This is a genomic window from Serratia sp. CY43202 (genome assembly GCF_052168755.1).
Lineage (GTDB): Bacteria > Pseudomonadota > Gammaproteobacteria > Enterobacterales > Enterobacteriaceae > Serratia > Serratia bockelmannii.
On record NZ_JBJNMB010000002.1, the window covers coordinates 284,893 to 310,907 of the forward strand.

Consider the following 26,015-nt stretch of genomic DNA (forward strand, 5'->3'; position numbering starts at 1 on the left):
GGAGGTTCCCATGGCTATCGCCGCAACCACGAACGAGTCGTTGGACAACACCGTCATCGGTAACAACAGCAAAAATACCAACAGCCAGGATCTGCACAACAGTTTCCTGACGCTGCTGGTGGCGCAGTTGAAAAACCAGGATCCGACCAATCCGATGCAGAACAACGAACTGACCTCGCAGCTAGCGCAGATCAACACCGTGCAGGGCATCGAAAAACTCAACACCACGCTGGGGTCGATCTCCGGCCAGATCAACAGCAACCAGTCGCTGCAAGCCACTGCGCTGATCGGCCACGGCGTGATGGTGCCGGGCAATAACATTCTGGTCGGCAGCAAGGACGGCAAGGTCAGCACGACGCCGTTCGGCGTGGAACTGGAGCGCGCTGCCGATCAGGTGACCGCTACCATCACCAACGCCAGTGGGCAGGTGGTGCGCACCATCGAAATCGGCGGCCTGACCGCCGGTGTGCATGCCTTCACCTGGGACGGTTCGTTGGATGACGGCTCTACCGCACCCGACGGCGCCTACAAAGTGGCGATTAACGCCAAAGGCAATGGCGAGCAACTGGTGGCGCGCAGCCTGCACTTCGGCCTGGTGAACGGCGTGATCCGCGACGGCAACGGCGCCAAGCTGGATCTCGGTCTGGCGGGCAACGCCACCCTGGAAGACGTGCGACAGATCTTATAACCCTAAGCATCAGGCTCAATCGGACGATAGCCTGACCACTATTCGGAGAATAACATGGCTTTTTCTCAGGCAGTCAGCGGCTTGAACGCGGCAGCAACCAACCTGGACGTGATCGGTAACAACATCGCCAACTCCGCGACTGCGGGCTTCAAATCCGGCAGCGTCTCCTTTGCCGACATGTTCGCTGGCTCGCAAGTCGGTCTGGGCGTCAAAGTGTCCGGCATCACCCAGAACTTCAAGGGTGGCACCACCACCGGTACCAGCCGTGCGCTGGATGTGGCCATCAACGGCAACGGTTTTTTCCGCATGCAGGATAAAGACGGCGGCATCTTCTATACCCGCAACGGTCAGTTCAAGCTGGACGAGAACCGCAACCTGACCAACATGCAGGGGCTGCAGCTGACCGGCTACCCGGCGGCCGGTTCTCCGCCGACCATCCAACAGGGTGCCAACCCGGTGCCGTTGAGCATTCCTGAAGGTATGATGAACGCCAAGGCATCCACCTCCGGCGAGATGGTGGCCAACCTGAAGTCCACCCATAAAGTGCCGGAGAACAAGACCTTCGATCCGACCAAACAGGACAGCTACAACTACGTCAACACCATCACCGCTTACGACTCGCTGGGTAACGCGCACAACATCAACGCCTACTTCGTGAAGACAACAGACAATAAATGGCAGGTCTACACCCAGGACGGCAGCGCCGCGCCAGTGAACGCCGGCACCATGGAGTTCAGCACCAGCGGCAACCTGGTGAAAACCACCAGCACCAACGGCGCGCCGGGCGAGTTCAGCATGGTGATCCCGATGACCGCCAAAGACGGCGCACCGGCGCAAAACTTCACCCTGAGCTTCGCCGGCAGCATGCAGCAGAACGTGGGCAGCGACTCGGTGAGCAAGGTATCGCAAGACGGCTATGCCGCCGGTGAATACACCAACTTCCAGATCAACAACGACGGCACAGTGGTGGGCATCTACTCCAACCAGCAGACTCAGGTGCTGGGCCAGATCGTCATGGCCAACTTCTCCAACCCGGAAGGGCTGGCGTCGCAGGGCGATAACGTGTGGCAGGAAACCGGTGCGTCCGGTCAGCCGCGCGTTGGTCTGTCGGGCGGCGGCGGCTTCGGTAAGCTGACCAGCGGCGCGCTGGAGTCTTCCAACGTCGATCTGAGCCAGGAGCTGGTGAACATGATCGTCGCACAGCGTAACTACCAGTCCAACGCCCAGACCATCAAGACGCAGGACTCCATCCTGCAGACGTTGGTTAGCCTGCGCTAATAAGGCCGAGTTATGGATCACGCGATTTATACCGCGATGGGCGCGGCGCGCCAAACGCTGGAACAGCAGTCCATTACCGCCAACAACCTGGCCAATGCGTCGACGCCGGGCTTTCGCGCCCAGCTCGCCGCATTGCGCGCGGTGCCGGTCGACGGGCCGAGCCTGGCGACGCGCACCTTGGTGACCGCGTCGACGCCGGGCGCCGATATGAGCCAGGGGGCGCTGAACTACACAGCGCGTCCGCTGGACGTGGCGCTGCAGCAGGACGGTTTCCTGGCGGTGAGCCTGCCGGGTGGGGGGGAAGCCTATACCCGCAACGGCAACATTCAGATCTCCTCCACCGGGCAGTTGACGGTGCAGGGATTGCCGGTGATGGGTGACGGCGGCCCGATCGAGGTGCCGCCGTCGGCGGAGATCACCATCGCGGCCGACGGTACCATTTCGGCGCTGAACGCCGGCGATCCGCCGAACACCATCGCGCAGATCGGCCGTCTGAAGCTGGTGAAAGCCGATGCGCGCGAAGTGATGCGCGGTGACGACGGGCTGTTCCGCCTGACGCCGGAAACTCAACAGCAGCGCGGCAATCAGTTGCAAAACGATCCGCAGGTGCGGGTGATGCCGGGCGTGCTGGAGGGCAGCAACGTCAAGCCGATGGAGACCATGGTCGACATGATCGCCAACGCCCGCCGTTTTGAAATGCAAATGAAAGTCATCCACAGCGTGGATGAAAACGAACAGCGTGCCAACTCACTGCTCTCAATGAGTTAAGCAGCAAGGAAATAACCGATGATTCCATCCTTATGGATTGCCAAAACCGGTCTGGACGCGCAGCAGACCAACATGGACGTGATCGCCAACAACCTGGCGAACGTCAGCACCAACGGCTTCAAACGCCAGCGTGCGGTATTTGAAGATCTGCTGTACCAGACCATGCGTCAGCCGGGGGCACAGTCTTCCGAGCAGACCACGCTGCCTTCCGGTCTGCAGATCGGCACCGGCGTGCGTCCGGTGGCGACCGAGCGTCTGCACAGCCAGGGCAACCTGTCGCAGACGAACAACAGTAAAGACGTCGCCATCAAGGGGCAGGGTTTCTTCCAGGTGATGCTGCCGGACGGCACCCAGGCCTACACGCGCGACGGCTCGTTCCAGATCGATCAGAACGGCCAGCTGGTCACATCCAGCGGTTTCCAGGTGCAGCCGGCGATCACCATTCCGGCGAACGCGCTGTCCATCACCGTCGGCCGCGACGGCATCGTCAGCGTCACCCAGCAGGGGCAAACCGCCGCCCAGCAGGTGGGTCAACTGACGCTGACGACCTTTGTCAACGACAGCGGTCTGGAGAGCGTGGGCGAGAACCTGTATCAGGAAACCGAAAGCTCGGGCGCGCCGAACGAGAGCACGCCGGGGCTGAACGGCGCCGGTCTGCTGTATCAGGGCTACGTGGAGACCTCCAACGTTAACGTGGCGGAAGAGCTGGTCAACATGATCCAGACTCAGCGCGCTTACGAGATCAACAGCAAAGCGGTTTCGACTTCCGATCAGATGCTGCAAAAGCTGACGCAACTGTAATCTGTCATTGACGGGCCCGGCTTGCCGCGCCCGTCATTCTCTTTCGTGAAACAAAGGCGATACCCGTGGTAACCACATATTCGATGGCAATCCTGCCGCGGCAGGGACAACGCTGGCTGGCGGGAATGGTGATGCTGACGCTGAGCGGCTGCGCTTATATTCCGCATAAACCGCTGGTGGACGGTGCGACCACGGCGCAGCCCGCGCCGGCCAGCGCGCCGATGCCGAACGGCTCGATCTTCCAGACGGTGCAGCCGATGAACTACGGCTATCAGCCGCTGTTCGAAGACCGCCGTCCGCGCAACGTCGGTGACACCCTGACCATCGTGCTGCAGGAAAACGTCAGCGCCAGCAAGAGCTCTTCCGCCAACGCCAGCCGCAACGGCGCCAGCAAGTTCGGCGTCGCCACCTCGCCGCGTTACCTTGACGGCCTGTTGGGCAATGCGCGCGCCGATATGGACATTTCCGGCGACAGCACCTTCGGCGGCAAGGGCGGCGCCAACGCCAACAACACCTTCAACGGCACCATTACGGTGACGGTCAACCAGGTGCTGGCCAACGGCAACCTGCACGTGGTGGGGGAAAAGCAGATCGCCATCAACCAGGGCACCGAATTCATTCGTTTCTCCGGCGTCGTCAACCCGCGCACCATCAGCGGCAACAACTCGGTCACCTCGACGCAGGTGGCGGACGCGCGGATCGAATACGTCGGCAATGGCTATATCAACGAAGCGCAGACCATGGGCTGGCTGCAGCGCTTCTTCTTAAATGTTTCACCGTTCTAAGGATTGACTGATGCTGAAAAAATGGTTTATCGCGCTGTGCGTCGGGCTGGTGTGCTTGCCGGCGGCGGCGGAGCGCATCCGCGATCTGGTGACGGTGCAGGGCGTGCGAGACAACGCCCTGATCGGCTACGGCCTGGTGGTGGGGCTGGACGGTTCCGGCGACCAGACCATGCAGACGCCGTTCACCACCCAAAGCCTGAGCAACATGCTGTCGCAGCTGGGCATCACCGTGCCGCCGGGCACTAACATGCAGCTGAAAAACGTGGCGGCGGTGATGGTGACCGCCAAACTGCCGCCGTTCTCGCGCGCCGGGCAGAACATCGACGTGGTGGTTTCATCGATGGGCAACGCCAAGAGCCTGCGCGGCGGCACCTTGCTGATGACGCCGCTCAAAGGCGTGGATAACCAGGTCTATGCGCTGGCGCAGGGCAACGTGCTGGTCGGCGGCGCGGGCGCGGCGGCCGGCGGCAGCAGCGTGCAGGTCAACCAGCTGGCGGGCGGGCGCATCAGCAACGGCGCCACCATTGAGCGCGAGCTGCCGACCACCTTCGGCAGCGGCGGCGTACTCAACCTGCAGCTGAACGACGAAGACTTCACGCTGGCGCAGCAGATCAGCGACGCCATCAACCGCCAACGCGGCGGCGGCACCGCGACGCCGCTCGACGCCCGCACGATCCAGGTGCTGGTGCCGCAGGGCAACAGCTCTCAGGTGCGCTTCCTGGCGGAGATTCAAAACATCACCGTCAACGTCGGCGCGATGGACGCCAAAGTGATCATCAACTCGCGCACCGGGTCGGTGGTGATGAACCGCGATGTGATCCTCGATTCTTGCGCCGTCGCCCAGGGCAACCTGTCGGTGGTGGTCGATCGGCAGAACACCGTCAGCCAACCGACGACGCCGTTCGGCGGCGGCCAGACGGTGGTGACGCCAAACACCCAGATCTCGGTGCAACAGCAGGGCGGATCGCTGCAGAAGGTGAACGCCAGCGCCAACCTGAACAACGTCATTCGCGCGCTGAACGCGCTGGGCGCCACGCCGATCGATCTGATGTCGATCCTGCAGGCGATGCAGAGCGCCGGCTGCCTGCGCGCCAAGCTGGAAATCATCTGATGGCCGGCGATCTGATGGCAATGTCGGGTGCGGCCTATGACGCCCAGGCGCTGAACGGTCTGAAGCGCGATGCGGCGGCCGACCCGCAGGGCAACCTCAAGCAGGTGGCCCAGCAGGTAGAAGGCATGTTCGTGCAGATGATGCTGAAAAGCATGCGATCCGCCTTGCCGCAGGACGGGGTATTGAGCAGCGATCAAACGCGGCTCTATACCTCGATGTACGACCAGCAAATCGCCCAGCAGATGTCGCAAAAAGGGCTGGGGCTGGCCGACATGATGGTCAAGCAGATGAGCAACGCCAACGCGGTGCCGAGTGAAACGGCGGGCCTGTCGCCGATGGCGCTGGACAACGAGGTGCTGCAAACGCTGCCGAACCAGGCGCTGGAGCAGATGGTGCGCCGCGCGATGCCGAAAGCCCCGCCGGCCGCCGCGCCACTGTCGCTCAACAACGGCAACTTCGTCGCTCGCCTGTCGATCCCGGCGAAGGTCGCCAGCCAGCAGAGCGGCATTCCGCATCAGCTGATCGTCGCGCAGGCGGCGCTGGAATCCGGCTGGGGGCAGCGCGAGATCCCGACCTCAGACGGCACGCCGAGCTACAACCTGTTCGGCATCAAGGCCGGCGGCAGCTGGAGCGGGCCGGTGACGGAGATCACCACCACCGAGTTCGAACAGGGCGCGGCGAAGAAGGTGAAGGCGAAGTTCCGCGTCTACGGTTCGTATGTCGAAGCGATTGCCGACTACGTCAAACTGCTGACCAACAACCCGCGCTATGCCGACGTGGCCGCCGCGCGCAGCCCGGAGCAGGCGGCGCATGCGCTGCAGCGCGCCGGGTACGCCACCGATCCCCAGTACGCCAGCAAACTGGTCAGCGTGATTCAGCAGATGAAGAACGCGGGGGAACAGGCGGTGAAAGCTTACACCCACGATCTGAAAGATTTGTTCTAAATCCCCGTCATTCTTGACGCCGCAGCGGCGTTGACTGCACAAGCTCGCCCCGGTCACTTGGCTTAACCAAGCGCCCGGGGACGCCCTTGCTTGTCGCCTTGCTGCGACGCCAATTATTTAGGGGATAGGCGGTAACGAAGGCTAGCTGGATGCTGACCGCGTTGCCGCTTTTTTTCCTCAAGTTCTTCTCATTTTGGCCGATAACCGAAACAGGCTGAGCGAACAGGCTCAGCAGCTCAATTAAGAACCCTGTGGGCCACCGGCGCCGCAGCATAAGGAATTCCGATGTCCAATAGCTTAATCAATACCGCGATGAGCGGGCTGAATGCGGCTCAGGTGGCGCTCAGTACCGTCAGCAACAACATCTCCAACTACAACGTGGCGGGCTACAACCGCCAGACCGCGATCCTGGCGCAGAACGGCGGCATGGCCACCATGAGCGGCTTTATCGGCAACGGCGTGACCGTCACCAGCGTTAACCGCGAGTACAACCAGTTCATCACCAACCAGCTGCGCGGCGCACAAAGCGCGTTCGGGGCGCAGAACGCCTATTACGAGAAGATTTCGCAGATCGACAATCTGTTGGCGAGCAAGACCAACCCGCTGTCGACCAACATGCAGGATTTCTTTACCAACCTGCAGAACCTGGTGAGCAACGCCGGTGACGACGCCGCGCGCCAGACGGTGCTGGGCAAGGCCAACGGTCTGGTGAACCAGTTCAACAACACCGATAAATTCCTGCGCGACATGGACAACGGCGTTAATCAGCAGATCAGCGATACGGCGCAGCAGATCAACAGCTACGGCCAGCAGATCGCGAAGCTGAACGATGAGATCACCCGTTTGCGCGGCAGCGCCGGCGGCGAGCCAAATGCGTTGCTGGATCAGCGCGATCAACTGGTCACCGAATTGAACCAGCTGGTGGGCGTACAGGTCACGCAACAGGACGGCGACGCCTATACCGTCTCCTTCGCCAACGGCTTGACGCTGGTGCAGGGCAGCAATACGTATCAGGTGGAAGCCGTGCCTTCCAGCAGCGATCCTTCCCGTCTGACTATCGGCTATAACCGCGGCAACGGCGCCAGCGAAGTGCCGGAAGGCCAGATCACCAGCGGCACGCTGAGCGGCGTGCTGAAATTCCGCAGCGAAACGCTGGACGGCGTGCGCAATCAGCTGGGCCAGTTGGCGCTGGCGATGGCGGACAGCTTTAACCAACAGCATCGCGCCGGCTTCGATCTGAACGGTGACGCAGGCGGCGACTTCTTCAGCTTCAGCGGTGGCCGGGTGGTGGATAACACCCGCAACACCGGCGACGCGTCGCTGTCGGTCTCTTACACCGATACCGGCAAGGTGAAAGCCAACGATTATCGCGTCGAGTTCGACGGCAGCAACTGGCAGGTCAGCCGCCTGCCGGACAACGTGAAAGTCAACGCCACGCCGGGTACCAGCGCCGACGGCAAACCGACGCTGAACTTCGACGGGCTGGAAGTGAGCATCGACGGCAATGCGCAGGCTAAAGACAGCTTCACCGTGAAGCCGGTCAGCGACGTGGCGGGCAACCTGAAAGTGGCCATCACCGATTCGTCCAAGATCGCCGCCGCCGGTAAAGACGACAGCGGCCGCGGTGATAACGAAAATGCCAAGAAACTGCTGGATCTGCAGACCAAAAACCTGGTGGACGGTAAGGCGACCCTGAGCGGCGCTTACGCCGGCATTGTCAGCGGCGTCGGCAACCAGACCGCTGCCGCCAAGGCCATCGCCACGTCGCAGGCCAAGATCGTGACGCAGCTGGGTGCGCAACAGCAGTCGATGTCCGGCGTCAACCTTGACGAAGAGTATGGCGAGCTGCTGCGTTTCCAGCAGTACTACATGGCCAACGCGCAGGTGATTCAGACCGCCAGCTCGCTGTTCGATGCGTTGCTGAATATTCGTTGATTTCATTGTTAATCGGCGCCGATAACGGCGCCGGTCGCTCAGAGTAAGGAACCCACAGCATGCGCATGAGCACCAGCATGATGTACCAACAGAACATGAACGGCATCACGGGCAACCAGTCGCTGTTCATGAAGGCGGCCGAGCAGCTTTCCTCGGGCAAGCGGGTGATCAACCCGTCCGACGATCCGCTGGCGGCGTCGCGCGCGGTGATGTTGTCGCAGTCGCAGGCGGAAAACAGCCAGTACACGCTGGCGCGCACCTTCGCCCGTCAGAACGTGTCGATGGAAGAAACGGTATTGGCCGGCGCGACCTCCACCATCGCGGATATGAAGGCGTTGATCGTCAACGCCGGCGGCACCGAAAGCGATAACGATCGCCAGTCGCTGGCCACCCAACTGCAGGGGCTGAAAGATCAGCTGCTGAACCAGGCCAACAGCACCGACGGCAACGGCCGCTATATGTTCGGCGGATACGTGAACGACAAGGCGCCGTTCGTCGATAACGGCGGCACCGTCAGTTATCAGGGCGGGGACAAGACGGTTCAGCAGAAAGTGGACGCCAACCGCACCATGACCATCGGCCATACCGGCAACGCGGTGTTCATGTCGTTGACCAGCAATCCGAAGCCCGAGCCGGACGGCAGCGCGCCGGTCAGCAACGTATTCGAGAGCATCGATATTGCGCTGAACGCGTTGAAAACCCCGCTGCAGGGCGCCGATGAGGCCACCAAGCAGCAGGTGAACGATGCGTTGGCGAAAGCCAACCGCGGTCTGGACAACTCCTACAACAACGTGTTGAGCGTGCGCGCCGAGCTGGGCAGTCAGCTGCAGGAAATGGATCAGCTGGACAGCATCGGTAAAGAGCGTGACATGACCAACCAGATCCAGATGAGCGCGTTGACGGATGCCGATCTGGCCGAGTCTATCTCGTCTTATTTCATGCAGCAGGCAGCGCTGCAGGCGTCGTATAAAACCTTCAGCGATATGCAGGGCATGTCGCTGTTCCAGATGAATCGTTAAGAGCAATACCCCGTTGCCTGACCGCGACGGGTTTCCCTTTAGTGCGCTTAGAAAATGCCTTCTCCGTCTCGCGGGGAGGGAGGCTTCTTGAAACCGGGTGCACTCGTTTGGCGCGTCGCTCGTTCTCCCACTACTGACTGAGTGACGCGCCTTTTTTTCATCAGGAAAGAAATAATACGATTGTCACCCCTGTTTAATGCGCAATGGCATTATTGAAATCAGTGGCGGAATAATCGCGATGGATATTATTTTCCTGACGATAAATAGCGCTGCTATTTCTTTTTCTTCTCCACTTTCCATTTTCCGCCGTCGGCCGTCTCGGTAAACGAAACTCTAAATTTGTTGCTTTTCCAGTGGGTCAAACCGAATAACCGGCGTGCTTTGCGGTTGCTTTTCGCTTTAATCATGAACTCGCTCCTGTGGTTAGCAAAGGTCGATGCTGCGCCCTGCAGCCGGTAGGCGCCGGACGCATTTATTCAGGGTGTAAGTTATCTGTCGCGCATTTTACCCTGCGTGACTGCGTTATTTTTTATTTCCAATTGGGAGTCAGCGTTTTTATCGCCGCTGATGGCTAGCGTGGTACAAGCGATATTTCTGTTGCCGGGTCTATTCTAGGTCGGGGTTTTATTTATTCAAGCCGCCGGAGACATTTGAACCTTAATCCGGATAAAAGGCGTTTCTCAGGCTTTTGTCCCAAGAAAGCGTTTTTATTGCCATTTTGTCTCAGGCAGATAAGGGGGAAAGGGAGGGGCGTTGCAGGGGCTTAGAAGGTCATGCCGCCGATTACCGCCGCCAGTCGATCGAAGATTTCACCGAACAGATGTTCACAGAACGGCGCCAGCATCGGCATCATCATACCCAGCGTCATGATGCCGAAGGTCATGGTGACCGGGAAACCGATCACGAAGACCGACAGCTGCGGTGTCATGCGATTGAGCAGGCCGAGCGCCATGTTCAGCGTCAACAGCAGGCAGATCAGCGGCAGCGCCAGCATCATGCCGTTGATGAAAATCAGCGAGCCAACCTGGGTCAACACCAGGAAGCCGTTGCCGTTCAGCGGCTGCGTTTGGATAGGCAGGGTATGGAAGCTGTCCGCCAGCAGTGAAATCAGCCACAGATGGCCGTCGAAGCTGAGGAACAGCAGCATCGCCAGCAGGTTAAGCAGGCGCGCCAGCACCGGCATGTTCGGGCCGCCGCTGGGATCGAAGAAGGTGGCGAACGACAGGCCCATCTGCATGCCGATCACTTCGCCCGCCAGGCGCACCGCCGCGAAGGCGAACTGCATGGTCAATCCCAGCGCCACGCCGATCAGAATCTGTTGAACCGCCAGCCACAGGCCGGCGGCGGAGAAGATCGGGATATTGCTGGCGGGCAGCGTCGGCGCGATCAGGATGACGATCAGCCCGCCAAGGCCGATTTTGACCTTTTTGCTGATTTGTTTTTCGCTGAATATCGGCGCGGTGCTGATCAGCGCCAGAATGCGCAGCAGCGGCCAAAAATAGTGGCTGAGCCAGACGGTGAGCTGGGCGCTGTCGAAGGTGAGCACGGTCAGCCGATCAGGGTGGGCAGGTTGCTGAACAGAGTGCGCATGTAGTCCAGCAACAGATTCAACATCCAGGGACCGGCGATGATGATGGTGGCCACCACCGCCAGAATTTTAGGGATGAACGACAGCGTCATTTCGTTGATCTGGGTGGCGGCCTGCAGCAGGCTGACGACCAGGCCGCTGATCAGCGCCGCCAGCAGCAGCGGGGCGGCCAGCGCCAGCGCGACTTTCATCGCTTCGGTGCCGAGCGCCATAACCGATTCAGGTGTCATCTCGCGTTCTCCGGTCAGGGGTTACGAATAGAAGCTCTGCGCCAGCGAGCCGAGCAGCAGCTGCCAGCCATCGACCAGCACGAACAGCATCAGCTTGAACGGCAGCGAGATGGTGGCGGGCGGCACCATCATCATCCCCAGCGCCATCAGCACGCTGGCGACCACCAGGTCGATAATCAGGAACGGAATGAACACCGTAAAGCCGATCTGGAAGGCGGTTTTCAGTTCGCTGGTGACGTAGGCGGGCAGCAGGATGCGCATCGGCACCGCCTCAGGGCCGGCCAGCGGCGGCTGATTGGCCAGTCTGGCGTACAGCGCGAGATCGGTTTCGCGCGTTTGGCGCAGCATGAATTCGCGCAGCGGCTGCGCGCCTTTATCCAGCGCGACTTCCAGCCCGATTTTGTCCTGGCTGAACGGCAGGTAGGCGTCCTGATAAACCTTGTCGAACACCGGCGACATGATGAAGAAGGTCAGGAACAACGCCAGCCCCAGCATCACCTGGTTCGGCGGCGCCGAAGGCGTGCCCAGCGCGTTGCGCAGCAGGCCGAGCACGATGATGATGCGGGTGAAGCTGGTCATCATCAGCAGCATGGCCGGCAGGAAGGTCAGCGAGGTCAACAGAACCAGCGTCTGCACCGGCAGCGACCAGCTTTGGCCGCCATTGGCCAGCGGCTGACTGATCAGCCCCGGCAGTTGTGCCAAAGCCGCCGGGCTGATGAACAGCAGGGCGGCAGGGAGCCAAACCGCCGGACGGCGGACGAGGGTATGAAGAGTCGAGGTCATGCCGATTTTTCCGGGCGTTTCAGAACTTTTTGCATCAGTTGGCGGAAGTCCGCCGGCGTCGCCACGTCGGCCGCGCCCTCGTCTTTCGGCGGGGCGGGCAGGGTGTGCAGCGGGGTGATCTGCTGGGCGGTGACGCCCAGTACCAGCAAGGTGTCATCGACTTCCACCACCACCACGCGCTCGCGCTGCCCGACCTGGCAACTGGCGCGCAGGTTGAGCAGTTTGTTGTTGCGCGCCTGCGGGGCGAAACCCAGCCGACGGAACAGCCAACCGGCCAGCAGGATCAGCAGCAGAATGCCGCCGAGCGCGCTGCTGACCTGCATCAACACCGAACCGGCCGGCAGGGCCGGCGCGGCGGGGGATTGGCTGCTTTGAACGGTTACGGGCGCCGCAACGGTCATCAGCGGCTCAGTCGACGCATGCGTTCGGACGGGGTGATAATGTCGGTGATGCGCACACCGAACTTGTCGGCCACCACCACCACTTCACCTTGTGCGATCAGGTAACCGTTGATCAGGATGTCCAGCGGCTCGCCGGCCAGGCCGTCCAGCGCCACCACCGAGCCTTGCGACAGGCGCAGCAGCTCTTTGATGGTCATCTTGGTGCGCCCCAGTTCCACGGTCAGCTTGACCGGAATATCCAGGATCAGGTCGATATCCTGCAGGCTGCCGAGCGCATCCTGAGCTTCCAGCGACTTGAACACCCCTTCGGTGCTCGCGCCGGATTTCTCTGTCGACTGCTGCTCGTTAAACGCATCAGCCCACAGATCGTCTACGGATTCCTTTCCTTCGCCAGACGGTTGCTTAGGATCACTCATTGGGCTGTTCCTCACTCAGAGCATTCAAAATAGGGTTAATCAAATGTTCAACACGCAGGGCATATTGCCCGTTTAACGTGCCGTATTGGCTGGTCAGAACCGGTACGCCGTCCACATGGGCGATCAGGCGTTCCGGCTTGTCTATCGGTAATACATCGCCCGGTTGCAGCTTCAGGACTTTCGACAGCCGCATCGGGATATCGACGAAGTTGGCGATCAGCTCCAGTTCGGAGTGCTGCACCTGCTTCACCAGCGTTTCGCGCCAGTGGCTGTCTTCCTGCCGCGAATTTTCCAGCGGCGGGTTGGTCAACAGCTCGCGCAGCGGTTCGATCATCGCGAACGGAATGCAGATGTTGAACTCGCCGGTCAGCGCGCCGATCTCTACCTGGAACGGCGTGGTGACCACGATGTCGTTCGGCGAGGTGGTGATGTTGGTGAACTTCACCTGCATTTCGGCACGCACGTACTCCACGTCGATCTTGTAGATGGCGCTCCAGGCGTCGCCATAGGCGTCCAGCGCCAGGCGCAGCATGCGTTTGATCACCCGCTGTTCGGTCGGGGTGAATTCGCGGCCTTCGACTTTGGTCGGGAAGCGGCCGTCGCCGCCGAACAGGTTGTCGACGGCGATGAACACCAGACTCGGCGCGAACACGAACAGGGCAGTGCCGCGCAGCGGATTCAGATGCACCAGGTTCAGGTTGGTCGGCACCGGCAGGTTGCGGGCGAACTCGTGATACGGCTGGATTTTGATCGGGCCGACGGTAATGTCCGGGCTGCGGCGCAGCAGGTTGAACAACCCCATGCGGAACTGCCGGGCAAAACGTTCGTTGATGATTTCCAGCGCGTGCAGACGCTCGCGCACCACGCGGCGCTGGGTGTTCGGATCGTAAGGCTTAACCTCGCTCTCTTTGCCGACTATCGCTTCGGGTTCATCACCCGCGCTGTCGCCGTTGAGCAAGGCGTCGATCTCTGCCTGTGAAAGAATGCTATCGCCCATAGTGATTACCGCAGTATGAAGGCGGTGAACAGCACGTCGCTGACCACCTGCTTCGGTTGTCCCTTAACCAGCGGCGGGCTGAGCACGTCCTTAATCTGCGCCACCAGCTGTTGCTTCCCTTGTTCATTGGCCAGCTGGCCCGCTTCCTGACGGGAGAGCAGCATCAGCAAGCGGCTGCGCACTTCCGGCAGAAAATCGTTCAGCTGACGGCGGGTACTTTCGTCCGGCAGACGCAGCGTGAGGCCGATATACAGCACGCGATCCGGGTTGTTGTCCGGCGTCACCAGGTTGACGGTAAAGGTGTCGAGCGGCATGAACACCGGCGCGGCCGGCGGTTGCTGTTTGACGGCGGCCGGTTCGGCGCCGTTTTTATGCTGTTGCAGCAGCCACCAGCTGTAGCCCGCGGCGCCACAGGCGACGACGCTGATCAATACCAGCATGATGACCAGAAGGGAGCGTTTCGGTGCTGCCGGAAGGGTGTTCTGAGACATAGCCAAATCTAATTCCTGTTGTTCCACCCGCAGCCTGCGAGGCGGCGGGCATGGCGCGCGGCAAAGCCGCACGCATGACATGTAAAGGTATTATCGCGTCTATCACGGCGTGCAATAGCCTGAATAGACGCGCAAATGGGTGCCAGCTTGGGCGTTTGCGGCGGCTCAGGCGAAAATATCGACGCCGTTGACCGCACTGGCCATGCGCTGCAGCGCCACCGGCGCGCTGACGCCGTCGGCGGCCGCAGCCTCACCGCCAGCATGTTCAGCATAGCTGGAACGCCCCTGGCCGTTGGACGCCTGCTGCTGCCCCTGTTGCCATTGCGGGGTGGACTCGCCGCCCACGCTGCTTTGCCCCAGGTTGATGCCGCTCTCCGCCAGCGCGTGACGCAGCTGCGGCATCGCTGCTTCCACCGCCGCGCGCACCTGACCGTGGGCGGAGGCAATGTGCAATTGCGCCTGCTGATCGTCCAGTTTCAGCGTGATCTGCAAGGCGCCCAGCTCCTGCGGGTGCAGGCGCAGCTCGGCACTTTGCTGGCCGTTGCGGTGGAACATCAGCACCTGTTGGTTCAACGCCTGCTGCCATTCCGGGCTGCCCAGCTGCGCGTTGAGCTGCGGCGTAGGCGGTGCGGTCACCAGTGCGCTGGCCGGTGCGGCCGTTTGCGTTGGGCTGGCGGCGGCCAGGGCGACGGCATGGTTGAGCGTCGGTTGCTGCTGCGCATCGCTCGCCGGCAGCGGCTGTGCGGTACTTGCGCGCTCACCGCTGGTCGGTTGCGGGAGCGCCGCCTTGGCATTATCGTCGCCGGTGGCCGGCGTTTTCGCCCCTGTCAGCGACGAAGCAGGGGATGCCGATGAACGCGCGGCGGTTTTATCACCGGCCGCCGCAATGTTCAGCAGGCCATTGCCGGGCAGCAGTGCAGTCGCCTCGTCAGCGTTTTCCACCGGCAGCGAACGTTGGCCTTCGGTCGGTTGCGCCTGGGCGACGAGCGCGGCCGGCAGCATGGCGTACAGCGCCTGCAGCGTTGCGGCATCCAGCTCTTTGGCGGCGGCGATCGGTGGTTGCGCCGGTTTGTCGCCGGCGGTGGGTGCCTCGGCTTCGGCGCCTTCAGGTGAAAGCGCATCGGCTGGGGTGGCCGGGTTCTGCAGCAGGCCGCCGCGCTCGCCGAAGGTGGCTAGCAGTTGATTGAGCTGGTTGCGGCTCAGGGCCGGGGCGCGTTCCTCGTCCGCGCTCAGCGTGACCGGCGGCTGTTTGCCATCGGCGGCGGGCGCGAAACGTGCGCCGAGCAGCTGGGCGAAGGCCGACGACAACTGGCTCTCATCCAGCGCCGACGTCAGTTCGGCCAGGCCGCCGGCGTCGCCGGGTAAGGCCAGGCCGGGCAGGGCGTTCAGATTCATGGGTTGATATTCCTTTGTGCACTGCGTTGAGCGAACTCATCCATCAGTTTTTGATCCCGTTTGTTCTCCTGCTGCTGCTCCGCATTTAAGGCGCGGGTATGCAGGGTCTCGAAAGCGTTCAGCCGCTGTTGTTTGTCTTGCCATTGCTTCACCGCATGATCCACTTTCTGCCCCCACTGCAGCAGCTGCTGGCGGTGCTGGTCGATGGCCTGTTCCAGCGTGCCGATAAACTGCTGGTAGTTTTGCCAGCTAGAGCTGTCCATGCCGTCGCAAAGTGTATGATTCAGCTTCTGGCGGTATTCGTCCTGATAGTTGAGCAGCATCGACAGCTGTTGCTCTGCCGCCTGCTGCGCCTGCCGTACCTGGCCCAGCTGTTGCGCGGCCTGTTCCACCGCATCCTGCGCCAGATCTCGCAGGGTAATCAGGGGAGATTGTGATTTCATCGCTGTGCGCCTCTGGTGACGTTAAACAATCAACTGCTGCAGCTGTTGACAGGCTTCATCGTAGCCGCTGCGTTCAAAGATGCCCTGTTGCAGGTACGCTTCCATCTGCGGGTACAGCGTCATCGCTTTGTCCAGCAACGGATCGCTGCCGGCCGCGTAGGCGCCGACGCTGATCAGATCGCGGTTGCGCTGATAGCTGGCCAGCATCTGCTTGAAGGTGCGTACCCGGCGATAATGCTCTTCGTCGATCAGCGACGTCATGGCGCGGCTGATTGACGCTTCGATGTCGATAGCCGGGTAATGGCCGGCTTCCGCCAGGCGCCGGGACAGCACCACGTGGCCGTCGAGGATGGCGCGCGCCGAGTCGGCGATCGGGTCTTGCTGATCGTCCCCTTCGGTCAATACGGTGTAGAAGGCGGTAATGGAACCGCCGCCGCTGATGCCGTTACCCGCGCGTTCCACCAGCGCAGGCAGTTTGGCGAAGACCGAAGGCGGATAGCCTTTGGTCGCCGGCGGTTCGCCGATGGCCAGGGCGATCTCACGCTGCGCCATGGCGTAGCGGGTAAGGGAGTCCATGATCAGCAACACGTGCTGCCCGCGATCGCGGAAATCTTCGGCGATGCGGGTGGCGTAGGCCGCCCCCTGCATGCGCAGCAACGGCGATACGTCCGCCGGCGCAGCGATCACCACCGAGCGCGCCCGGCCTTCGGCACCGAGAATGTTCTCGATAAAGTCTTTGACCTCGCGGCCGCGCTCGCCGATCAGGCCAACGACGATCACATCCGCCTGGGTATAACGGGCCATCATGCCGAGCAACACGCTCTTGCCGACGCCGGAGCCGGCGAACAGGCCCATGCGCTGGCCGCGACCGACGGTCAGCAGACCGTTGATGGTGCGCACCCCCACGTCCAGCACCTGCTCGATCGGCGTGCGCTGCAAGGGGTTGAACGGCGCGGTGATCAGCGGCGCGCGGTAACCGGTTTCCGGTGAAGGCAGGCCGTCGAGCGGTTTGGCGCTGCCGTCCAGCACCCGTCCCAACAGGGCTGGGCCGAGCGGCAGCTGTTTGCCGGCGCTTTGGCCTTCCGGCGCGATGCGGGCGTAAACCCGCGCGCCCGGCACGATACCTTCCACTTCTTCCAGCGGCATCAGGAACAGCCGCTGGCCGTTGAAGCCGACCACTTCGCTTTCCACTTCCTGCACTTCACCGGCGTCGTGCCGTTCGATGAGGCAGGTCGCGCCGAGCGGCAGCTGCAGGCCGGTAGCCTCCAGCACCAGCCCGGTCGCGCGGGTCAGGCGGCCGTAGCGGCGCACCGTCGGCGCGCGGGCGATGCGTTTTTCCAGCGTATCCAGAGAACTCAGCCAGCGGCCGAGACGCGCGGTCATCAGACTTCTCCCGGTGCCGCCAGGCGGCACAGTTCATGCCAGCGCGTCGCCAGGCTGGCGTCGAGATCGCCTTCCTCTGCGCTGACCTTGCAGCCGCCCGGATGCAGTTCGCCGTCCGCCAACAGGCGCCAGCCGTGCAGGCTGAGGGTAACCCCCAACTGTTGCTCGACGCGGGGGTAGTCGTCCGGGTGGACCCGCAGCTGCGGCTTGCCGTTGAACATCGGCTCCTGCTGGATCAGCTGTTGGATCTGCGCGAGCAGGGCGGTGCCGTCGCACACCGGCGGCTGGCCCAGCACCTGTTTGGCGGCGGTCAACGCCAGCTGCATCAACCGTGAAGCGATCACGCTGTCGAGCGCGTCCAGCGTGTGCTGGAATTCGGTAACCAACTGCTGCCAGTGGGCGGTCAGCGGCTGTTGCTGCTGCTGCGCTTCCAGCAGCCCTTGCTGACGGCCTTCTTCCAGACCGGACTGAAAACCGGCTTCATAGCCTTTTTGCTGGCCGTCGGCATAGCCCAACTGCTGGCCCTGTTGCTCAGCCTGTAGCCGCAGCGTCGCCAGCTGCTGTTGCAATTCGGCCTGCGCGTCCGGCGCCGGATCGCTTTGTTCGAGATCCGGCAGCGGCGGCAGGTCGAACGCCGGTTTCTGTTCGCCCAAATCGTTGAGCGACCAGGGTTGCCAGGGCAGGGTGTTAATGTGATCAGACATAGGTGTCCTCGCCGCCGCCAATGATCATTTCGCCGGTTTCCGCCAGGCGTCTTACCACCAACAGGATGGCTTTCTGCTCGTTCTCCACCTGCGACATGCGCACCGGCCCACGGTTGGCCAGATCGTCGCGCAGGATGTCGGCGGCGCGTTGCGACATGTTCTTGAGGAACTTCTCGCGCAGCGGCTGTTCGGCGCCTTTCAATGCGATCAGCAGCGACTCGCCTTCCACTTCCTGCAGCAGACGCTGGATGCTGCGATCGTCGACTTCCACCAGGTTTTCGAACAGGAACATCTCGTCGATGATCTTCTGCGCCAGCTCGCCGTCGTATTCGCGCATCGCGTCGATGACCGCTTCTTCTTGCTGGGTTTTCATCAGGTTGATGATCTCGGCGGCGGTGCGCACCCCGCCCATTTTGCTGCGCTTGAGGTTCTGGCCGTCGAGCAGGTTGTTCAGCACTTCGGTCAGCTCCGCCAACGCCGCCGGCTGCACGCCGCCGAAGGTGGCGATACGCAGCATCACGTCGTTGCGCAGACGTTCGTCGAACAGGGCCAGGATATCCGCCGCCTGGCCGCGTTTGAGGTGCACCAGAATAGTGGCGATGATCTGCGGGTGTTCGTCGCGGATCAGATCGGCAGCGCTCTGCGGCTCCATAAAGTTGAGCGTTTCCATGCCGGTGGTGGTCTCGCGCGATTCGAGAATGTCTTCCAGCAGGCTGGCGGCGCGCTCTTCGCCCAGGGCCTTGACCAGCACCGAGCGCAGATAGTCGCTGGCGTTGACGCTCAGCGCCGCGTATTGCTCGGCGTCGTCTTCAAACTCGGTCAGTACTTCGCCGAGCTGTTTGTGCGAAACCTGGCTCATGCCGGCCATGGTGCCGCTCAGCAGCTGTACTTCGCGCGAGGAGAGGTGCTTGAACACCTCCGCCGCGCGATCTTCACCCAGCGTCATCAGCAAGATGGCGCTTTTGTCGGTTCCGGTCAGGCTCATATCTCGTTACTCATCCATTGGCGGATTACCAGAGCGACCACGCGTGGGTCTTTATCAGCCAGATCGCGGATCCGCTGGCTCTGGACTTCTGCGCTGACGCGCTGCTGCGATTTACGACGCTGCGCCAGCTCCTCGTTGCTCGGTTTGCCGCTGTCGGCCGGTTTGGCGGCAGGGGCATTGGCGGCGGCGATGGCGGCCTGTTGCGCCGCCTGGCGCTGTTGCAGCTGTGGCCGCACCAGTTTGCGCCACAGCAGCCAGGCCACCAGCAGCACCAGCAGATAGCGGCCCGCGTCGATCAGGCGATCGATAAACGACTGGCTTTGCCAGAACGGCAGTTCGCCACCGGTCACCTGACTGTCGGTAAACGGCGTGTTGACCACGTTCAGGGTATCGCCACGGCTGCTGGAGTAGCCCATCGCTTCACGCACCAGCGCTTCGATCTGCGCCAACTGCTCTTTGCTCATCGGCTGCGGTTTGCCGTCTTTATCTACGCCGAGGTAGTTGACTACCACGGCGACCGACAGACGCTGCACGGTGCCGGCTTTTTGCTGGGTGTGGCGAATGGTGCGGTCGAGTTCGTAGTTGGTGGTCGCGTCGCGACGGGTATTTTGCGGTACGCCGTTGGCCGCCGCGCTGCGGGTGGTTGCGGCGTTTTGCGCGGTGGCATTGTTGCCTGCGGCGTTGGCCGGCTTGGCGGTCTCAATCGGCGCGGTGGCCGGTGCGCTTGGCTGATTGGACAGCGCGCCTGGCACGCCGCCCACCTGTGGCCCGCCGATCTGCTCGCTCAGGCTGGTTTGCTGAGAGCGAATAGCGGCTTTGTCAGGCTGTTGGTTAGGTTGGTACTGTTCATCGGTTTGTTCGCGCGTGGCGAAGTCGATCTGCGCCGTGACCTGCGCGCGCACGTTGGCGCTGCCGACCACCGGGGCGAGGATCGCCTCGATGCGGCGCTGGAAGCCGTTTTCCACTTCGTTGGCGTATTTCAGCTGCGAGGCGTTGAGATCGCGCCCGGTGCCGTCGGACTGCGTCAGCAGGCGGCCAGCCTGGTCGACTACGGTCACGTTGCCCGGCGGCAGGCCGGCGACGCTGCTCGACACCATATAAACGATGGCGTTGATCTGGCCGTCGTCCAGCGCACGGCCGGGTTGCAGGGTCAGCGTCACCGACGCGGAAGGGGATTTCTGTTCGCGTACGAACAGCGAAGGTTTCGGCAACGCCAGGTGAACGCGGGCGTTTTGCACCGGCCCCAGCGACTCGATGGTGCGCGACAGCTCGCCTTCAAGGGCGCGCTGATAGTTGATCTGCTCGCTGAACTGGCTGATGCCGAATTTTTCCTGATCCAGCAGTTCGAAACCGACGGCGCCGCCTTTCGGCAGCCCTTGCTGCGCGAGGCGCAGACGGGTTTCATGCACTTTTTCCGCCGGGATCAGCAGCGCTGCGCCATTTTCGGCAAAGCGATAAGGGATATTCATCTGCGTCAGCTGGGTGACGATGGCGCCGCCGTCGCGGTCGTTCAGATTGCTGTACAGCACGCGGTAGTCGGGGCTTTTCACCCACAACAGCAGCGCGACGACGATCGCGATCGCGGCGGAAGCGGCGACCAGCAACGGAATTTTCGGGTTGGCGCGCAGACGATTCCAGATGGCTTGCAGGCCGTTGTCGCGGCTTTCGCCGGCGGTTATCGAAGCACTCATTTTAGGTCTCGTCCTTCAATGGCGCTCACGATCCCGTATGGGCGGCTGAGCAGCTCCCTGCCAGGCTGATGAACGGTATGGTTAGCGTTGTGTGACAAAACAGACTCCCTGATACACATATCTTCTAAATAGCGGCGCTCCCATTTCTGGGCAGGCCATTATTCGCCTTATCAGACGATTCCGATTGCCCGATAAGCCGGGTTTTTTGCAGTTAATTAACCGCTTTAGGTCTGAAAACGCTGTGCTAGGGTGTGCATCATTGGAGAAGTGCAGGGTGAAAACGTCACCCGGCGAGACGAGATGATTGAGGATCAGATGGCGATTCAGGGCATTGAAGGGGTACTGCAGCAGATGCAGACCATGGCGGTTCAGGCCGGCAAGATGGGGCAGAATGCGGCGCCGCAGGGCGTCAGCTTCGCCAGCGAACTGACCGCGGCGCTCGGCAAGATCAGCGAGACCCAGCAAACGGCGCGCAAACAGGCGCAGGATTTCGAACTGGGCGTGCCGGGCATCAGCCTGAACGATGTGATGGTCGATCTGCAGAAATCGTCGGTGTCTTTACAGCTGGGCGTACAGGTGCGCAACAAGCTGGTGGCGGCCTACCAGGATATTATGAATATGCCGGTGTGATGAACGTGCCGATCATTTTTCAGTGAAATTTGGGTCGGCGCTGTTACCCTATAGCGACGGTCATTTATCGGGATAGGATGATGTACAAATCGCTGTATCTTGCTCTGGGTATCATGGCGTTGTCTGGATGCGCCGGGCAAAACGATGACTATTCATCGGCACAAAAAAATGCGGCTCATCAGGACGCCGGCAAAGAATGGAAAGCGTTTGTCGCGCCACTGTCGGTGAAAACGCAGTCGCCCGGCGAGCGAGAAATGAAACGCGCTGCCCGGCAATACTGAAGTCACGACTTCAGCCAATAGGCAAAAAAAACCAGCTATCGAAATAGCTGGCTGAAGGTGCGATAAAACATTTATGTATGTGATGTAGGAGCGTCGACGCCCGCTCGAAGTGGTGCCGACGCGGTTATCATATTTGTTATGTTATAACAAATCAATGCTGCTGTGCGTTTGCTTCAGCCTGCCAATTCTGCGATCCGCTCGCGGGCGTTCGCCAACCCCTGAGCGAGGCCGTGCGGTTTCATATCCAGCCCTTCGGCATAGATAAACTGCACGTCGCCGATCCCCATCAGCCCCATCACCGAGCGCAGGTACGGCGTCACGGCGTCGGTCGGCTGGCCGGCGTGTATGCCGCCGCGTGAACTGAATACCAGCGCATTGACGCCTTCTACCAGCCCCACTGGGTAAGTGGCTGTATAGTTGAACGTCACCCGGGCGCGGGCCACCAGATCGAACCAGTTTTTCAGCTGGGTTGGAACGTTGAGGTTATACATCGGCGCGCCGATCAGCAGCAGATCGCTCCCTTTCAGTTCGGCAATCAGCCGGTCGGAGAGCGCTACCGTCGCTTTGGCGCGTGGACTGATGTTTTCTGCGCCTCGCAGCGCATCGAACAGCTCGCCGTCCAATACCGGCAGATCCAAGGCCGTCAAATCGTGTTCGACGATCTGATCTTCATATCCTTTGGCCCGACGCGCCGCCAGATAGTGGTCAATCAGATTATTGGTCTGCGAGTCGTTTCCCATAATGCTGGATTTGAGTACCAGTATTTTTTTCATGCTGTTGTCCTCTGACGGTAATCTGTGGTTTTCACCGGGACTCCGGAATAACTGCAGGTTACCATTGCCTGATTCTCACCAGTGGTGATAGGTTTTCACTTGATTGATTCCAATTTGGAAGCATTAAGATGAAAAGCGATCTCAGCGCACTGCCGGCGTTTGTTGCCGTAGCGGAAGGCGGCAGTTTTGCCGCCGCCGCAGAAAAACTGCATCTGACACGTTCTGCGGTCAGCAAAATCGTGTCGCGTCTGGAGGCGCGGCTGGGCGTGATGTTGTTTATGCGCACGACGCGCAGTCTGAGCCTGACGGATGAAGGGGCGTTGTACTACGAGCACTGCCGGCAGGCGTTGGCGAACGTTCAGGCGGCGGAAAACCAGTTGGACAGTGGCAAGATGCAGGTCCGAGGCCGGCTCAGGATCTCGATGCCGGTGTTGTTCGGCCATCTGTGCATTGCACCCTTGATGACGGCACTGGCGAATGAGCATCCCTTACTGACGCTGGAAATTTCGTTCAACGACCGCAGGATCGATCTGATCGATGAGGGGTTCGATCTGGCGGTTCGCATCGGCGAACTGGCGGACAGCGGCAGTTTGGTTGCCCGGCGCTTGGGCGAACACGGCATGCTGCTGTGCGCCTCGCCCGACTACCTGCGGCGCAGTGGTGAACCGAGCACGCTGGACGCGTTAAGCCAACACCAGGCGGTGGGGTATCTGCACGCCGGCGCCGTGTTGCCCTGGCAACTTCGCGGCGAAAACGGTGAGCTGCAGTCGTTCAGGCCACCGGCCAAGATGATGATGGATGACATGCAGGGGATCGTCGATGCCGTTTCCGCCGGAGCCGGTATTGCCTGGCTGCCGGAGTGGCTGGTACGCGAGCGGCTGATGGCAGGGACGCTGGTGGAAATCATGCGCGGTGGATCCAGCCTCAGTTTTCCGGTGAATGCCGTGTGGCCCTATATGCCTTACCAGCCGCTCAAGGTGCGGCTGGCGGTGGAAAAACTGGTGGCGGAGCTACCGGGGAAATTGGCGCTTGTGGCACCACCGGTATTGCCGTGCTAATGGCCGGTGTCGCAACCGACAAGGAATGGGCGCTAATCTACCGAATAGAGGGGCGAAAACGGTGCTGTCAGGCTTATTGAATACGCAGGTGACCGTTTATTATAGCCTGATTAGTAGGGTTATTATTCGAGGCAGGTCAATGAGCACGAAAAGCGAATCCAGATGGCGTCTGATCAGTATTTTAATGCTGACGGTACTTGCCGTATTAATTGGCGTTCTGGTTAAACTGGACTGAAGTCTGACCAGGCGATAAAAAGCCTGGCCGTTTTATTGTGCGGCAAGTAAACGCATCATGTCTTCTTCATACAACAATACCAACAGCCACAGCCCCAACAACGTGATTGCTAGAGAAAATAATCGCTTTTCATTACGCATCATTTATTTCGCTCTTCGGCGGATGAACGTTGCGTAGCGTATCTCGGCGGTGTGACAATCGTTAGGGATCTGTGTCAAATAAAGCCATTTTGTTACGCGTCTATTTAGGTTTCTCCGGCGACCAGCGACTCAATGCCTTGAGAGCCGGGTTCCATAATCCTTTGATGACCGCGAATAGCGGTAGGGGCGAAACCGAAACGTTTGCGAAAACGTTCGGCGAAACGTGATGCGCTTTCATAGCCGACATGTTGCGCAATGGCGGAGATCGGCCAGTCGGTCGACTGCAGCAGGGCCAGCGCGCTACTCATGCGCACGTCGATCATCAGATTACGCAATGCGGTATTTTCCATCGACAGTTTGCGGCGCAGCATCACTTCACTCATCGACAGGCTTTCCGCCACTTTGGCCGCCGTCCAAATACTGTGCGGATCGGTTGCCAGGCAGCGACGCACGCGTTGGGTGAGGTCTTTGGCTTCGTTGTGGATGAAGCGAATGCCGAACTGGGCCAGCCACAGTAGAATTTCCAGCATTTTGTGCCGCACGATGATGGTGGGAAACCGCTGCCGGAGCGCCAGCGCCAGGCTGGTCGTCTCAAAACTGTGCTTCAGGGCGCAGGGCAGGTTGCGCAGCGCCAGGACGGCATCGAACGGCATTGGCGTCGGCGCTTCCTCAGCCGGAGGCTGAATCGTGAGCAGCCGTGGATCGCAGGTCAGCAACTGGCAGCTGAAAACACCTTCTGCGGATGGGCCATTAATAATATCCACCGTTTGCCCCCCGTCGATAATCAACAGCTCGCCGGCATGAGCCACCACCTCGTGTTGTTGCCAGCGTACGCGCTTATGGCCTTGTTGTATCAGATACAGATGTGGTTGCTCAAAATAGACTGAAGGGAATAATAATTCAGTATGCTGAATGATGTGCGCTGAGGCGCCAATTCCTGGACAGAGATTAATTGTACGTTCCATCGATATTCATTTCGCAGCCATTATCTGAGAATATCTTTACGCTTTGATCCGCGTTGGAGCAACATTTTTCCATGGGCCGTGAAACACAGCGGCGTGTTTTATCTATCAAAAATCAATTTCCTGCTGAACAGAAAACGTCCGTGTCGGGATAATGTTTATCCATTAAAGTGAGAGCCAGGCTCGAAGCGCGCATTTTACCAATTACCCATAAACTGAATAATTCAAATGCCATAGATTAATATCCTAACGTAACCCGAGAGTAATAGCGCATAGTGCTATTTAATCCATTTTCGTCAGTATTGTCGATCTTATCGGACCTGTGGTTCCCCCAGCAACAGCGCACGATCATGAAACTGGCCGTAGGTATTGTTGACCACGTTCTGGCGCGTGGACTGTTCGATCAGCATCTTCAGCTCATCCATCCGCTGCTGTAACAGACGTTTGAGCTCGGTTTCGTTGTCGAGGATCTGTTGCAGCTTATTGCGCAGCATTTCCTGCAGCGCCATTGACGGGCCGGCTTGCCCGGTGAAGGCGGCGGTTTTTTCCACCGCCGTCACGTAAGCGAATTCGAGCTCGACGAGCTCCTCCCAGCGCCCGGTTTGCGCCAGCGCGATCATCTGGCTGCTCAGGCTATAAATTTGTTGATAAGCGGCTAACAGCTGCTGTTGACGTTCCATTACATGGCGTCCTGCGAAGGTTGGTAGTTAGGGCCAATCTGGCGCCAGGCGTCGGCGATGTTTTCCAGCAGTTTGACCACTTCGGCGATCGCCGCTTCGTCGTTGTGCAGGTTGGCCTGCATCAGCCGACGCTTCATATAGTCGTACAACGCCGCCAGGTTTTCGGCGATCTCGCCGCCCTGCTGAGGATCGAGGCCGCTTTTCAGGCCGTTGTCGATGATGTTGATGGCTTTGGACAGCGCCATACCTTTGCCGGCGATATCGCCCTGGTTCATCAGGATGCGTGCGCGAAGCAGGGCGCTGAGCGCCCCGTCGAACAACATCACGATTAACTGGTGCGGGCTGGCGCTCATGGCGCCGCTTTCCAGACTGACCTGCGCATAGGCCTGAGTGCCGCTACGGTTATACATGCTGTTTTCT

The 26,015-nt window shown here is 60.6% G+C and carries 30 protein-coding genes; 12 read left to right on the forward strand and 18 right to left on the reverse strand.

Annotated elements, in window-relative coordinates; translation table 11 throughout:
- Nucleotides 1-10 precede the first annotated feature (10 nt).
- The 9 genes from flgD to flgL all read left to right on the forward strand — a co-directional run bounded on the left by flgD (nucleotide 11) and on the right by flgL (nucleotide 9,329).
- Nucleotides 11-688, forward strand: coding sequence for a flagellar hook assembly protein FlgD (gene flgD, locus ACJ8J5_RS03170; RefSeq protein WP_016927297.1), 678 nt, complete (start codon nucleotides 11-13; stop codon nucleotides 686-688).
- A 54-nt stretch (nucleotides 689-742) separates the two neighbouring features.
- Nucleotides 743-1,966 (forward strand): flagellar hook protein FlgE, encoded by a 1,224-nt coding sequence (flgE, locus tag ACJ8J5_RS03175; RefSeq protein ID WP_414104412.1) that lies wholly within the window; start codon nucleotides 743-745, stop codon nucleotides 1,964-1,966.
- A 12-nt stretch (nucleotides 1,967-1,978) separates the two neighbouring features.
- A complete protein-coding gene (locus ACJ8J5_RS03180; protein WP_025303261.1) occupies nucleotides 1,979-2,734 on the forward strand; it encodes a flagellar basal body rod protein FlgF in 756 nt (251 codons plus the stop codon).
- An 18-nt stretch (nucleotides 2,735-2,752) separates the two neighbouring features.
- Entirely contained in the window at nucleotides 2,753-3,535 is a 783-nt protein-coding gene (gene flgG, locus ACJ8J5_RS03185; RefSeq protein ID WP_004934819.1) for a flagellar basal-body rod protein FlgG, read from the forward strand.
- An 83-nt stretch (nucleotides 3,536-3,618) separates the two neighbouring features.
- Nucleotides 3,619-4,320 carry a flagellar basal body L-ring protein FlgH gene (gene flgH / locus ACJ8J5_RS03190; protein WP_004934817.1) on the forward strand — a complete coding sequence of 234 codons (702 nt, stop codon included), beginning with the start codon at nucleotides 3,619-3,621 and terminating at the stop codon, nucleotides 4,318-4,320.
- Nucleotides 4,321-4,330: 10 nt separating this feature from the next.
- Nucleotides 4,331-5,431, forward strand: a complete 1,101-nt coding sequence (locus ACJ8J5_RS03195) for a flagellar basal body P-ring protein FlgI (RefSeq protein ID WP_004934816.1) — start codon at nucleotides 4,331-4,333, stop codon at nucleotides 5,429-5,431.
- On the forward strand, nucleotides 5,431-6,375 hold the full coding sequence (gene flgJ, locus ACJ8J5_RS03200; protein WP_342577114.1) for a flagellar assembly peptidoglycan hydrolase FlgJ: 945 nt from the start codon (nucleotides 5,431-5,433) through the stop codon (nucleotides 6,373-6,375). The genes ACJ8J5_RS03195 and flgJ overlap by 1 nt, the downstream gene beginning before the upstream one ends.
- Nucleotides 6,376-6,660: 285 nt before the next feature.
- A complete protein-coding gene (gene flgK / locus ACJ8J5_RS03205; protein ID WP_033643519.1) occupies nucleotides 6,661-8,310 on the forward strand; it encodes a flagellar hook-associated protein FlgK in 1,650 nt (549 codons plus the stop codon).
- Between the two features lie 59 nt (nucleotides 8,311-8,369).
- Nucleotides 8,370-9,329, forward strand: coding sequence for a flagellar hook-associated protein FlgL (flgL, locus tag ACJ8J5_RS03210; protein ID WP_016927302.1), 960 nt, complete (start codon nucleotides 8,370-8,372; stop codon nucleotides 9,327-9,329).
- A 272-nt stretch (nucleotides 9,330-9,601) separates the two neighbouring features.
- Here the strand turns inward: flgL and sra are convergent, their stop codons facing one another.
- From sra to fliF, 14 genes are all read right to left on the reverse strand, one after another.
- On the reverse strand, nucleotides 9,602-9,736 hold the full coding sequence (gene sra / locus ACJ8J5_RS03215) for a stationary-phase-induced ribosome-associated protein (RefSeq protein WP_087763075.1): 135 nt from the start codon (nucleotides 9,734-9,736) through the stop codon (nucleotides 9,602-9,604).
- Between the two features lie 356 nt (nucleotides 9,737-10,092).
- Complete coding sequence (gene fliR, locus ACJ8J5_RS03220) at nucleotides 10,093-10,875, reverse strand: flagellar biosynthetic protein FliR (protein WP_043138626.1); 783 nt, start codon at nucleotides 10,873-10,875, stop codon at nucleotides 10,093-10,095.
- Between the two features lie 2 nt (nucleotides 10,876-10,877).
- Nucleotides 10,878-11,147, reverse strand: coding sequence for a flagellar biosynthesis protein FliQ (fliQ, locus tag ACJ8J5_RS03225; protein WP_004934803.1), 270 nt, complete (start codon nucleotides 11,145-11,147; stop codon nucleotides 10,878-10,880).
- Between the two features lie 21 nt (nucleotides 11,148-11,168).
- Nucleotides 11,169-11,930, reverse strand: a complete 762-nt coding sequence (gene fliP / locus ACJ8J5_RS03230) for a flagellar type III secretion system pore protein FliP (protein WP_025303257.1) — start codon at nucleotides 11,928-11,930, stop codon at nucleotides 11,169-11,171.
- Nucleotides 11,927-12,331 carry a flagellar biosynthetic protein FliO gene (gene fliO, locus ACJ8J5_RS03235; RefSeq protein ID WP_025303256.1) on the reverse strand — a complete coding sequence of 135 codons (405 nt, stop codon included), beginning with the start codon at nucleotides 12,329-12,331 and terminating at the stop codon, nucleotides 11,927-11,929. Before fliO ends, fliP begins: the two co-directional genes overlap by 4 nt.
- Entirely contained in the window at nucleotides 12,331-12,747 is a 417-nt protein-coding gene (fliN, locus tag ACJ8J5_RS03240; RefSeq protein ID WP_038876868.1) for a flagellar motor switch protein FliN, read from the reverse strand. Before fliN ends, fliO begins: the two co-directional genes overlap by 1 nt.
- Nucleotides 12,740-13,744: a flagellar motor switch protein FliM gene (gene fliM / locus ACJ8J5_RS03245; RefSeq protein ID WP_025303254.1), complete on the reverse strand. Its 1,005-nt coding sequence runs from the start codon at nucleotides 13,742-13,744 to the stop codon at nucleotides 12,740-12,742. Before fliM ends, fliN begins: the two co-directional genes overlap by 8 nt.
- 5 nt (nucleotides 13,745-13,749) lie before the next feature.
- A complete protein-coding gene (fliL, locus tag ACJ8J5_RS03250) occupies nucleotides 13,750-14,235 on the reverse strand; it encodes a flagellar basal body-associated protein FliL (RefSeq protein WP_406903620.1) in 486 nt (161 codons plus the stop codon).
- A gap of 165 nt (nucleotides 14,236-14,400) precedes the next feature.
- Nucleotides 14,401-15,630 carry a flagellar hook-length control protein FliK gene (locus ACJ8J5_RS03255; RefSeq protein WP_414104413.1) on the reverse strand — a complete coding sequence of 410 codons (1,230 nt, stop codon included), beginning with the start codon at nucleotides 15,628-15,630 and terminating at the stop codon, nucleotides 14,401-14,403.
- Entirely contained in the window at nucleotides 15,627-16,073 is a 447-nt protein-coding gene (fliJ, locus tag ACJ8J5_RS03260) for a flagellar export protein FliJ (protein ID WP_043138615.1), read from the reverse strand. Before fliJ ends, ACJ8J5_RS03255 begins: the two co-directional genes overlap by 4 nt.
- 21 nt (nucleotides 16,074-16,094) lie before the next feature.
- Nucleotides 16,095-17,456: a flagellar protein export ATPase FliI gene (gene fliI, locus ACJ8J5_RS03265; protein WP_004934781.1), complete on the reverse strand. Its 1,362-nt coding sequence runs from the start codon at nucleotides 17,454-17,456 to the stop codon at nucleotides 16,095-16,097.
- Nucleotides 17,456-18,160: a flagellar assembly protein FliH gene (gene fliH / locus ACJ8J5_RS03270; protein ID WP_442520467.1), complete on the reverse strand. Its 705-nt coding sequence runs from the start codon at nucleotides 18,158-18,160 to the stop codon at nucleotides 17,456-17,458. The genes fliI and fliH overlap by 1 nt, the downstream gene beginning before the upstream one ends.
- Nucleotides 18,153-19,145, reverse strand: coding sequence for a flagellar motor switch protein FliG (fliG, locus tag ACJ8J5_RS03275; RefSeq protein WP_025303249.1), 993 nt, complete (start codon nucleotides 19,143-19,145; stop codon nucleotides 18,153-18,155). The genes fliH and fliG overlap by 8 nt, the downstream gene beginning before the upstream one ends.
- On the reverse strand, nucleotides 19,142-20,836 hold the full coding sequence (gene fliF / locus ACJ8J5_RS03280; protein WP_049204117.1) for a flagellar basal-body MS-ring/collar protein FliF: 1,695 nt from the start codon (nucleotides 20,834-20,836) through the stop codon (nucleotides 19,142-19,144). Before fliF ends, fliG begins: the two co-directional genes overlap by 4 nt.
- Before the next feature lie 315 nt (nucleotides 20,837-21,151).
- On the opposite strand from fliF, the gene fliE reads away from it, so the two are divergent.
- Nucleotides 21,152-21,466 carry a flagellar hook-basal body complex protein FliE gene (gene fliE, locus ACJ8J5_RS03285; RefSeq protein ID WP_025159836.1) on the forward strand — a complete coding sequence of 105 codons (315 nt, stop codon included), beginning with the start codon at nucleotides 21,152-21,154 and terminating at the stop codon, nucleotides 21,464-21,466.
- 80 nt (nucleotides 21,467-21,546) lie between these two features.
- Nucleotides 21,547-21,747 carry a hypothetical protein gene (locus tag ACJ8J5_RS03290; RefSeq protein WP_025303247.1) on the forward strand — a complete coding sequence of 67 codons (201 nt, stop codon included), beginning with the start codon at nucleotides 21,547-21,549 and terminating at the stop codon, nucleotides 21,745-21,747.
- A gap of 173 nt (nucleotides 21,748-21,920) precedes the next feature.
- On the opposite strand, the gene ACJ8J5_RS03295 is transcribed toward ACJ8J5_RS03290, so the two are convergent.
- A complete protein-coding gene (locus tag ACJ8J5_RS03295) occupies nucleotides 21,921-22,520 on the reverse strand; it encodes an FMN-dependent NADH-azoreductase (RefSeq protein WP_025303246.1) in 600 nt (199 codons plus the stop codon).
- Between the two features lie 128 nt (nucleotides 22,521-22,648).
- Between ACJ8J5_RS03295 and ACJ8J5_RS03300 the strand changes: the two genes are divergently transcribed.
- The gene (locus ACJ8J5_RS03300; protein WP_025303245.1) at nucleotides 22,649-23,578 is read left to right on the forward strand and encodes a LysR family transcriptional regulator; all 930 of its coding nucleotides are present in this window, start codon (nucleotides 22,649-22,651) and stop codon (nucleotides 23,576-23,578) included.
- Between the two features lie 479 nt (nucleotides 23,579-24,057).
- Here the strand turns inward: ACJ8J5_RS03300 and ACJ8J5_RS03305 are convergent, their stop codons facing one another.
- The 3 genes from ACJ8J5_RS03305 to fliS all read right to left on the reverse strand — a co-directional run bounded on the left by ACJ8J5_RS03305 (nucleotide 24,058) and on the right by fliS (nucleotide 26,005).
- A complete protein-coding gene (locus ACJ8J5_RS03305) occupies nucleotides 24,058-24,918 on the reverse strand; it encodes a helix-turn-helix transcriptional regulator (protein ID WP_025303244.1) in 861 nt (286 codons plus the stop codon).
- A gap of 308 nt (nucleotides 24,919-25,226) precedes the next feature.
- The gene (fliT, locus tag ACJ8J5_RS03310; protein ID WP_004934765.1) at nucleotides 25,227-25,595 is read right to left on the reverse strand and encodes a flagella biosynthesis regulatory protein FliT; all 369 of its coding nucleotides are present in this window, start codon (nucleotides 25,593-25,595) and stop codon (nucleotides 25,227-25,229) included.
- On the reverse strand, nucleotides 25,595-26,005 hold the full coding sequence (gene fliS, locus ACJ8J5_RS03315) for a flagellar export chaperone FliS (RefSeq protein ID WP_025303243.1): 411 nt from the start codon (nucleotides 26,003-26,005) through the stop codon (nucleotides 25,595-25,597). The genes fliT and fliS overlap by 1 nt, the downstream gene beginning before the upstream one ends.
- Nucleotides 26,006-26,015: the final 10 nt, after the last annotated feature.

Bases quoted from the DNA above. Each gene is read 5' to 3' on its own strand.
- flgD (WP_016927297.1), top strand. From the start codon at position 11: ATGGCTATCGCCGCAACCACGAACGAGTCGTTGGACAACACCGTCATC.
- flgE (WP_414104412.1), top strand. From the start codon at position 743: ATGGCTTTTTCTCAGGCAGTCAGCGGCTTGAACGCGGCAGCAACCAAC.
- ACJ8J5_RS03180 (WP_025303261.1), top strand. From the start codon at position 1,979: ATGGATCACGCGATTTATACCGCGATGGGCGCGGCGCGCCAAACGCTG.
- flgG (WP_004934819.1), top strand. From the start codon at position 2,753: ATGATTCCATCCTTATGGATTGCCAAAACCGGTCTGGACGCGCAGCAG.
- flgH (WP_004934817.1), top strand. From the start codon at position 3,619: ATGGCAATCCTGCCGCGGCAGGGACAACGCTGGCTGGCGGGAATGGTG.
- ACJ8J5_RS03195 (WP_004934816.1), top strand. From the start codon at position 4,331: ATGCTGAAAAAATGGTTTATCGCGCTGTGCGTCGGGCTGGTGTGCTTG.
- flgJ (WP_342577114.1), top strand. From the start codon at position 5,431: ATGGCCGGCGATCTGATGGCAATGTCGGGTGCGGCCTATGACGCCCAG.
- flgK (WP_033643519.1), top strand. From the start codon at position 6,661: ATGTCCAATAGCTTAATCAATACCGCGATGAGCGGGCTGAATGCGGCT.
- flgL (WP_016927302.1), top strand. From the start codon at position 8,370: ATGCGCATGAGCACCAGCATGATGTACCAACAGAACATGAACGGCATC.
- sra (WP_087763075.1), bottom strand. From the start codon at position 9,736: ATGATTAAAGCGAAAAGCAACCGCAAAGCACGCCGGTTATTCGGTTTG.
- fliQ (WP_004934803.1), bottom strand. From the start codon at position 11,147: ATGACACCTGAATCGGTTATGGCGCTCGGCACCGAAGCGATGAAAGTC.
- fliP (WP_025303257.1), bottom strand. From the start codon at position 11,930: ATGACCTCGACTCTTCATACCCTCGTCCGCCGTCCGGCGGTTTGGCTC.
- fliO (WP_025303256.1), bottom strand. From the start codon at position 12,331: ATGACCGTTGCGGCGCCCGTAACCGTTCAAAGCAGCCAATCCCCCGCC.
- fliN (WP_038876868.1), bottom strand. From the start codon at position 12,747: ATGAGTGATCCTAAGCAACCGTCTGGCGAAGGAAAGGAATCCGTAGAC.
- fliM (WP_025303254.1), bottom strand. From the start codon at position 13,744: ATGGGCGATAGCATTCTTTCACAGGCAGAGATCGACGCCTTGCTCAAC.
- fliL (WP_406903620.1), bottom strand. From the start codon at position 14,235: ATGTCTCAGAACACCCTTCCGGCAGCACCGAAACGCTCCCTTCTGGTC.
- ACJ8J5_RS03255 (WP_414104413.1), bottom strand. From the start codon at position 15,630: ATGAATCTGAACGCCCTGCCCGGCCTGGCCTTACCCGGCGACGCCGGC.
- fliJ (WP_043138615.1), bottom strand. From the start codon at position 16,073: ATGAAATCACAATCTCCCCTGATTACCCTGCGAGATCTGGCGCAGGAT.
- fliI (WP_004934781.1), bottom strand. From the start codon at position 17,456: ATGACCGCGCGTCTCGGCCGCTGGCTGAGTTCTCTGGATACGCTGGAA.
- fliH (WP_442520467.1), bottom strand. From the start codon at position 18,160: ATGTCTGATCACATTAACACCCTGCCCTGGCAACCCTGGTCGCTCAAC.
- fliG (WP_025303249.1), bottom strand. From the start codon at position 19,145: ATGAGCCTGACCGGAACCGACAAAAGCGCCATCTTGCTGATGACGCTG.
- fliF (WP_049204117.1), bottom strand. From the start codon at position 20,836: ATGAGTGCTTCGATAACCGCCGGCGAAAGCCGCGACAACGGCCTGCAA.
- fliE (WP_025159836.1), top strand. From the start codon at position 21,152: ATGGCGATTCAGGGCATTGAAGGGGTACTGCAGCAGATGCAGACCATG.
- ACJ8J5_RS03290 (WP_025303247.1), top strand. From the start codon at position 21,547: ATGTACAAATCGCTGTATCTTGCTCTGGGTATCATGGCGTTGTCTGGA.
- ACJ8J5_RS03295 (WP_025303246.1), bottom strand. From the start codon at position 22,520: ATGAAAAAAATACTGGTACTCAAATCCAGCATTATGGGAAACGACTCG.
- ACJ8J5_RS03300 (WP_025303245.1), top strand. From the start codon at position 22,649: ATGAAAAGCGATCTCAGCGCACTGCCGGCGTTTGTTGCCGTAGCGGAA.
- ACJ8J5_RS03305 (WP_025303244.1), bottom strand. From the start codon at position 24,918: ATGGAACGTACAATTAATCTCTGTCCAGGAATTGGCGCCTCAGCGCAC.
- fliT (WP_004934765.1), bottom strand. From the start codon at position 25,595: ATGGAACGTCAACAGCAGCTGTTAGCCGCTTATCAACAAATTTATAGC.
- fliS (WP_025303243.1), bottom strand. From the start codon at position 26,005: ATGTATAACCGTAGCGGCACTCAGGCCTATGCGCAGGTCAGTCTGGAA.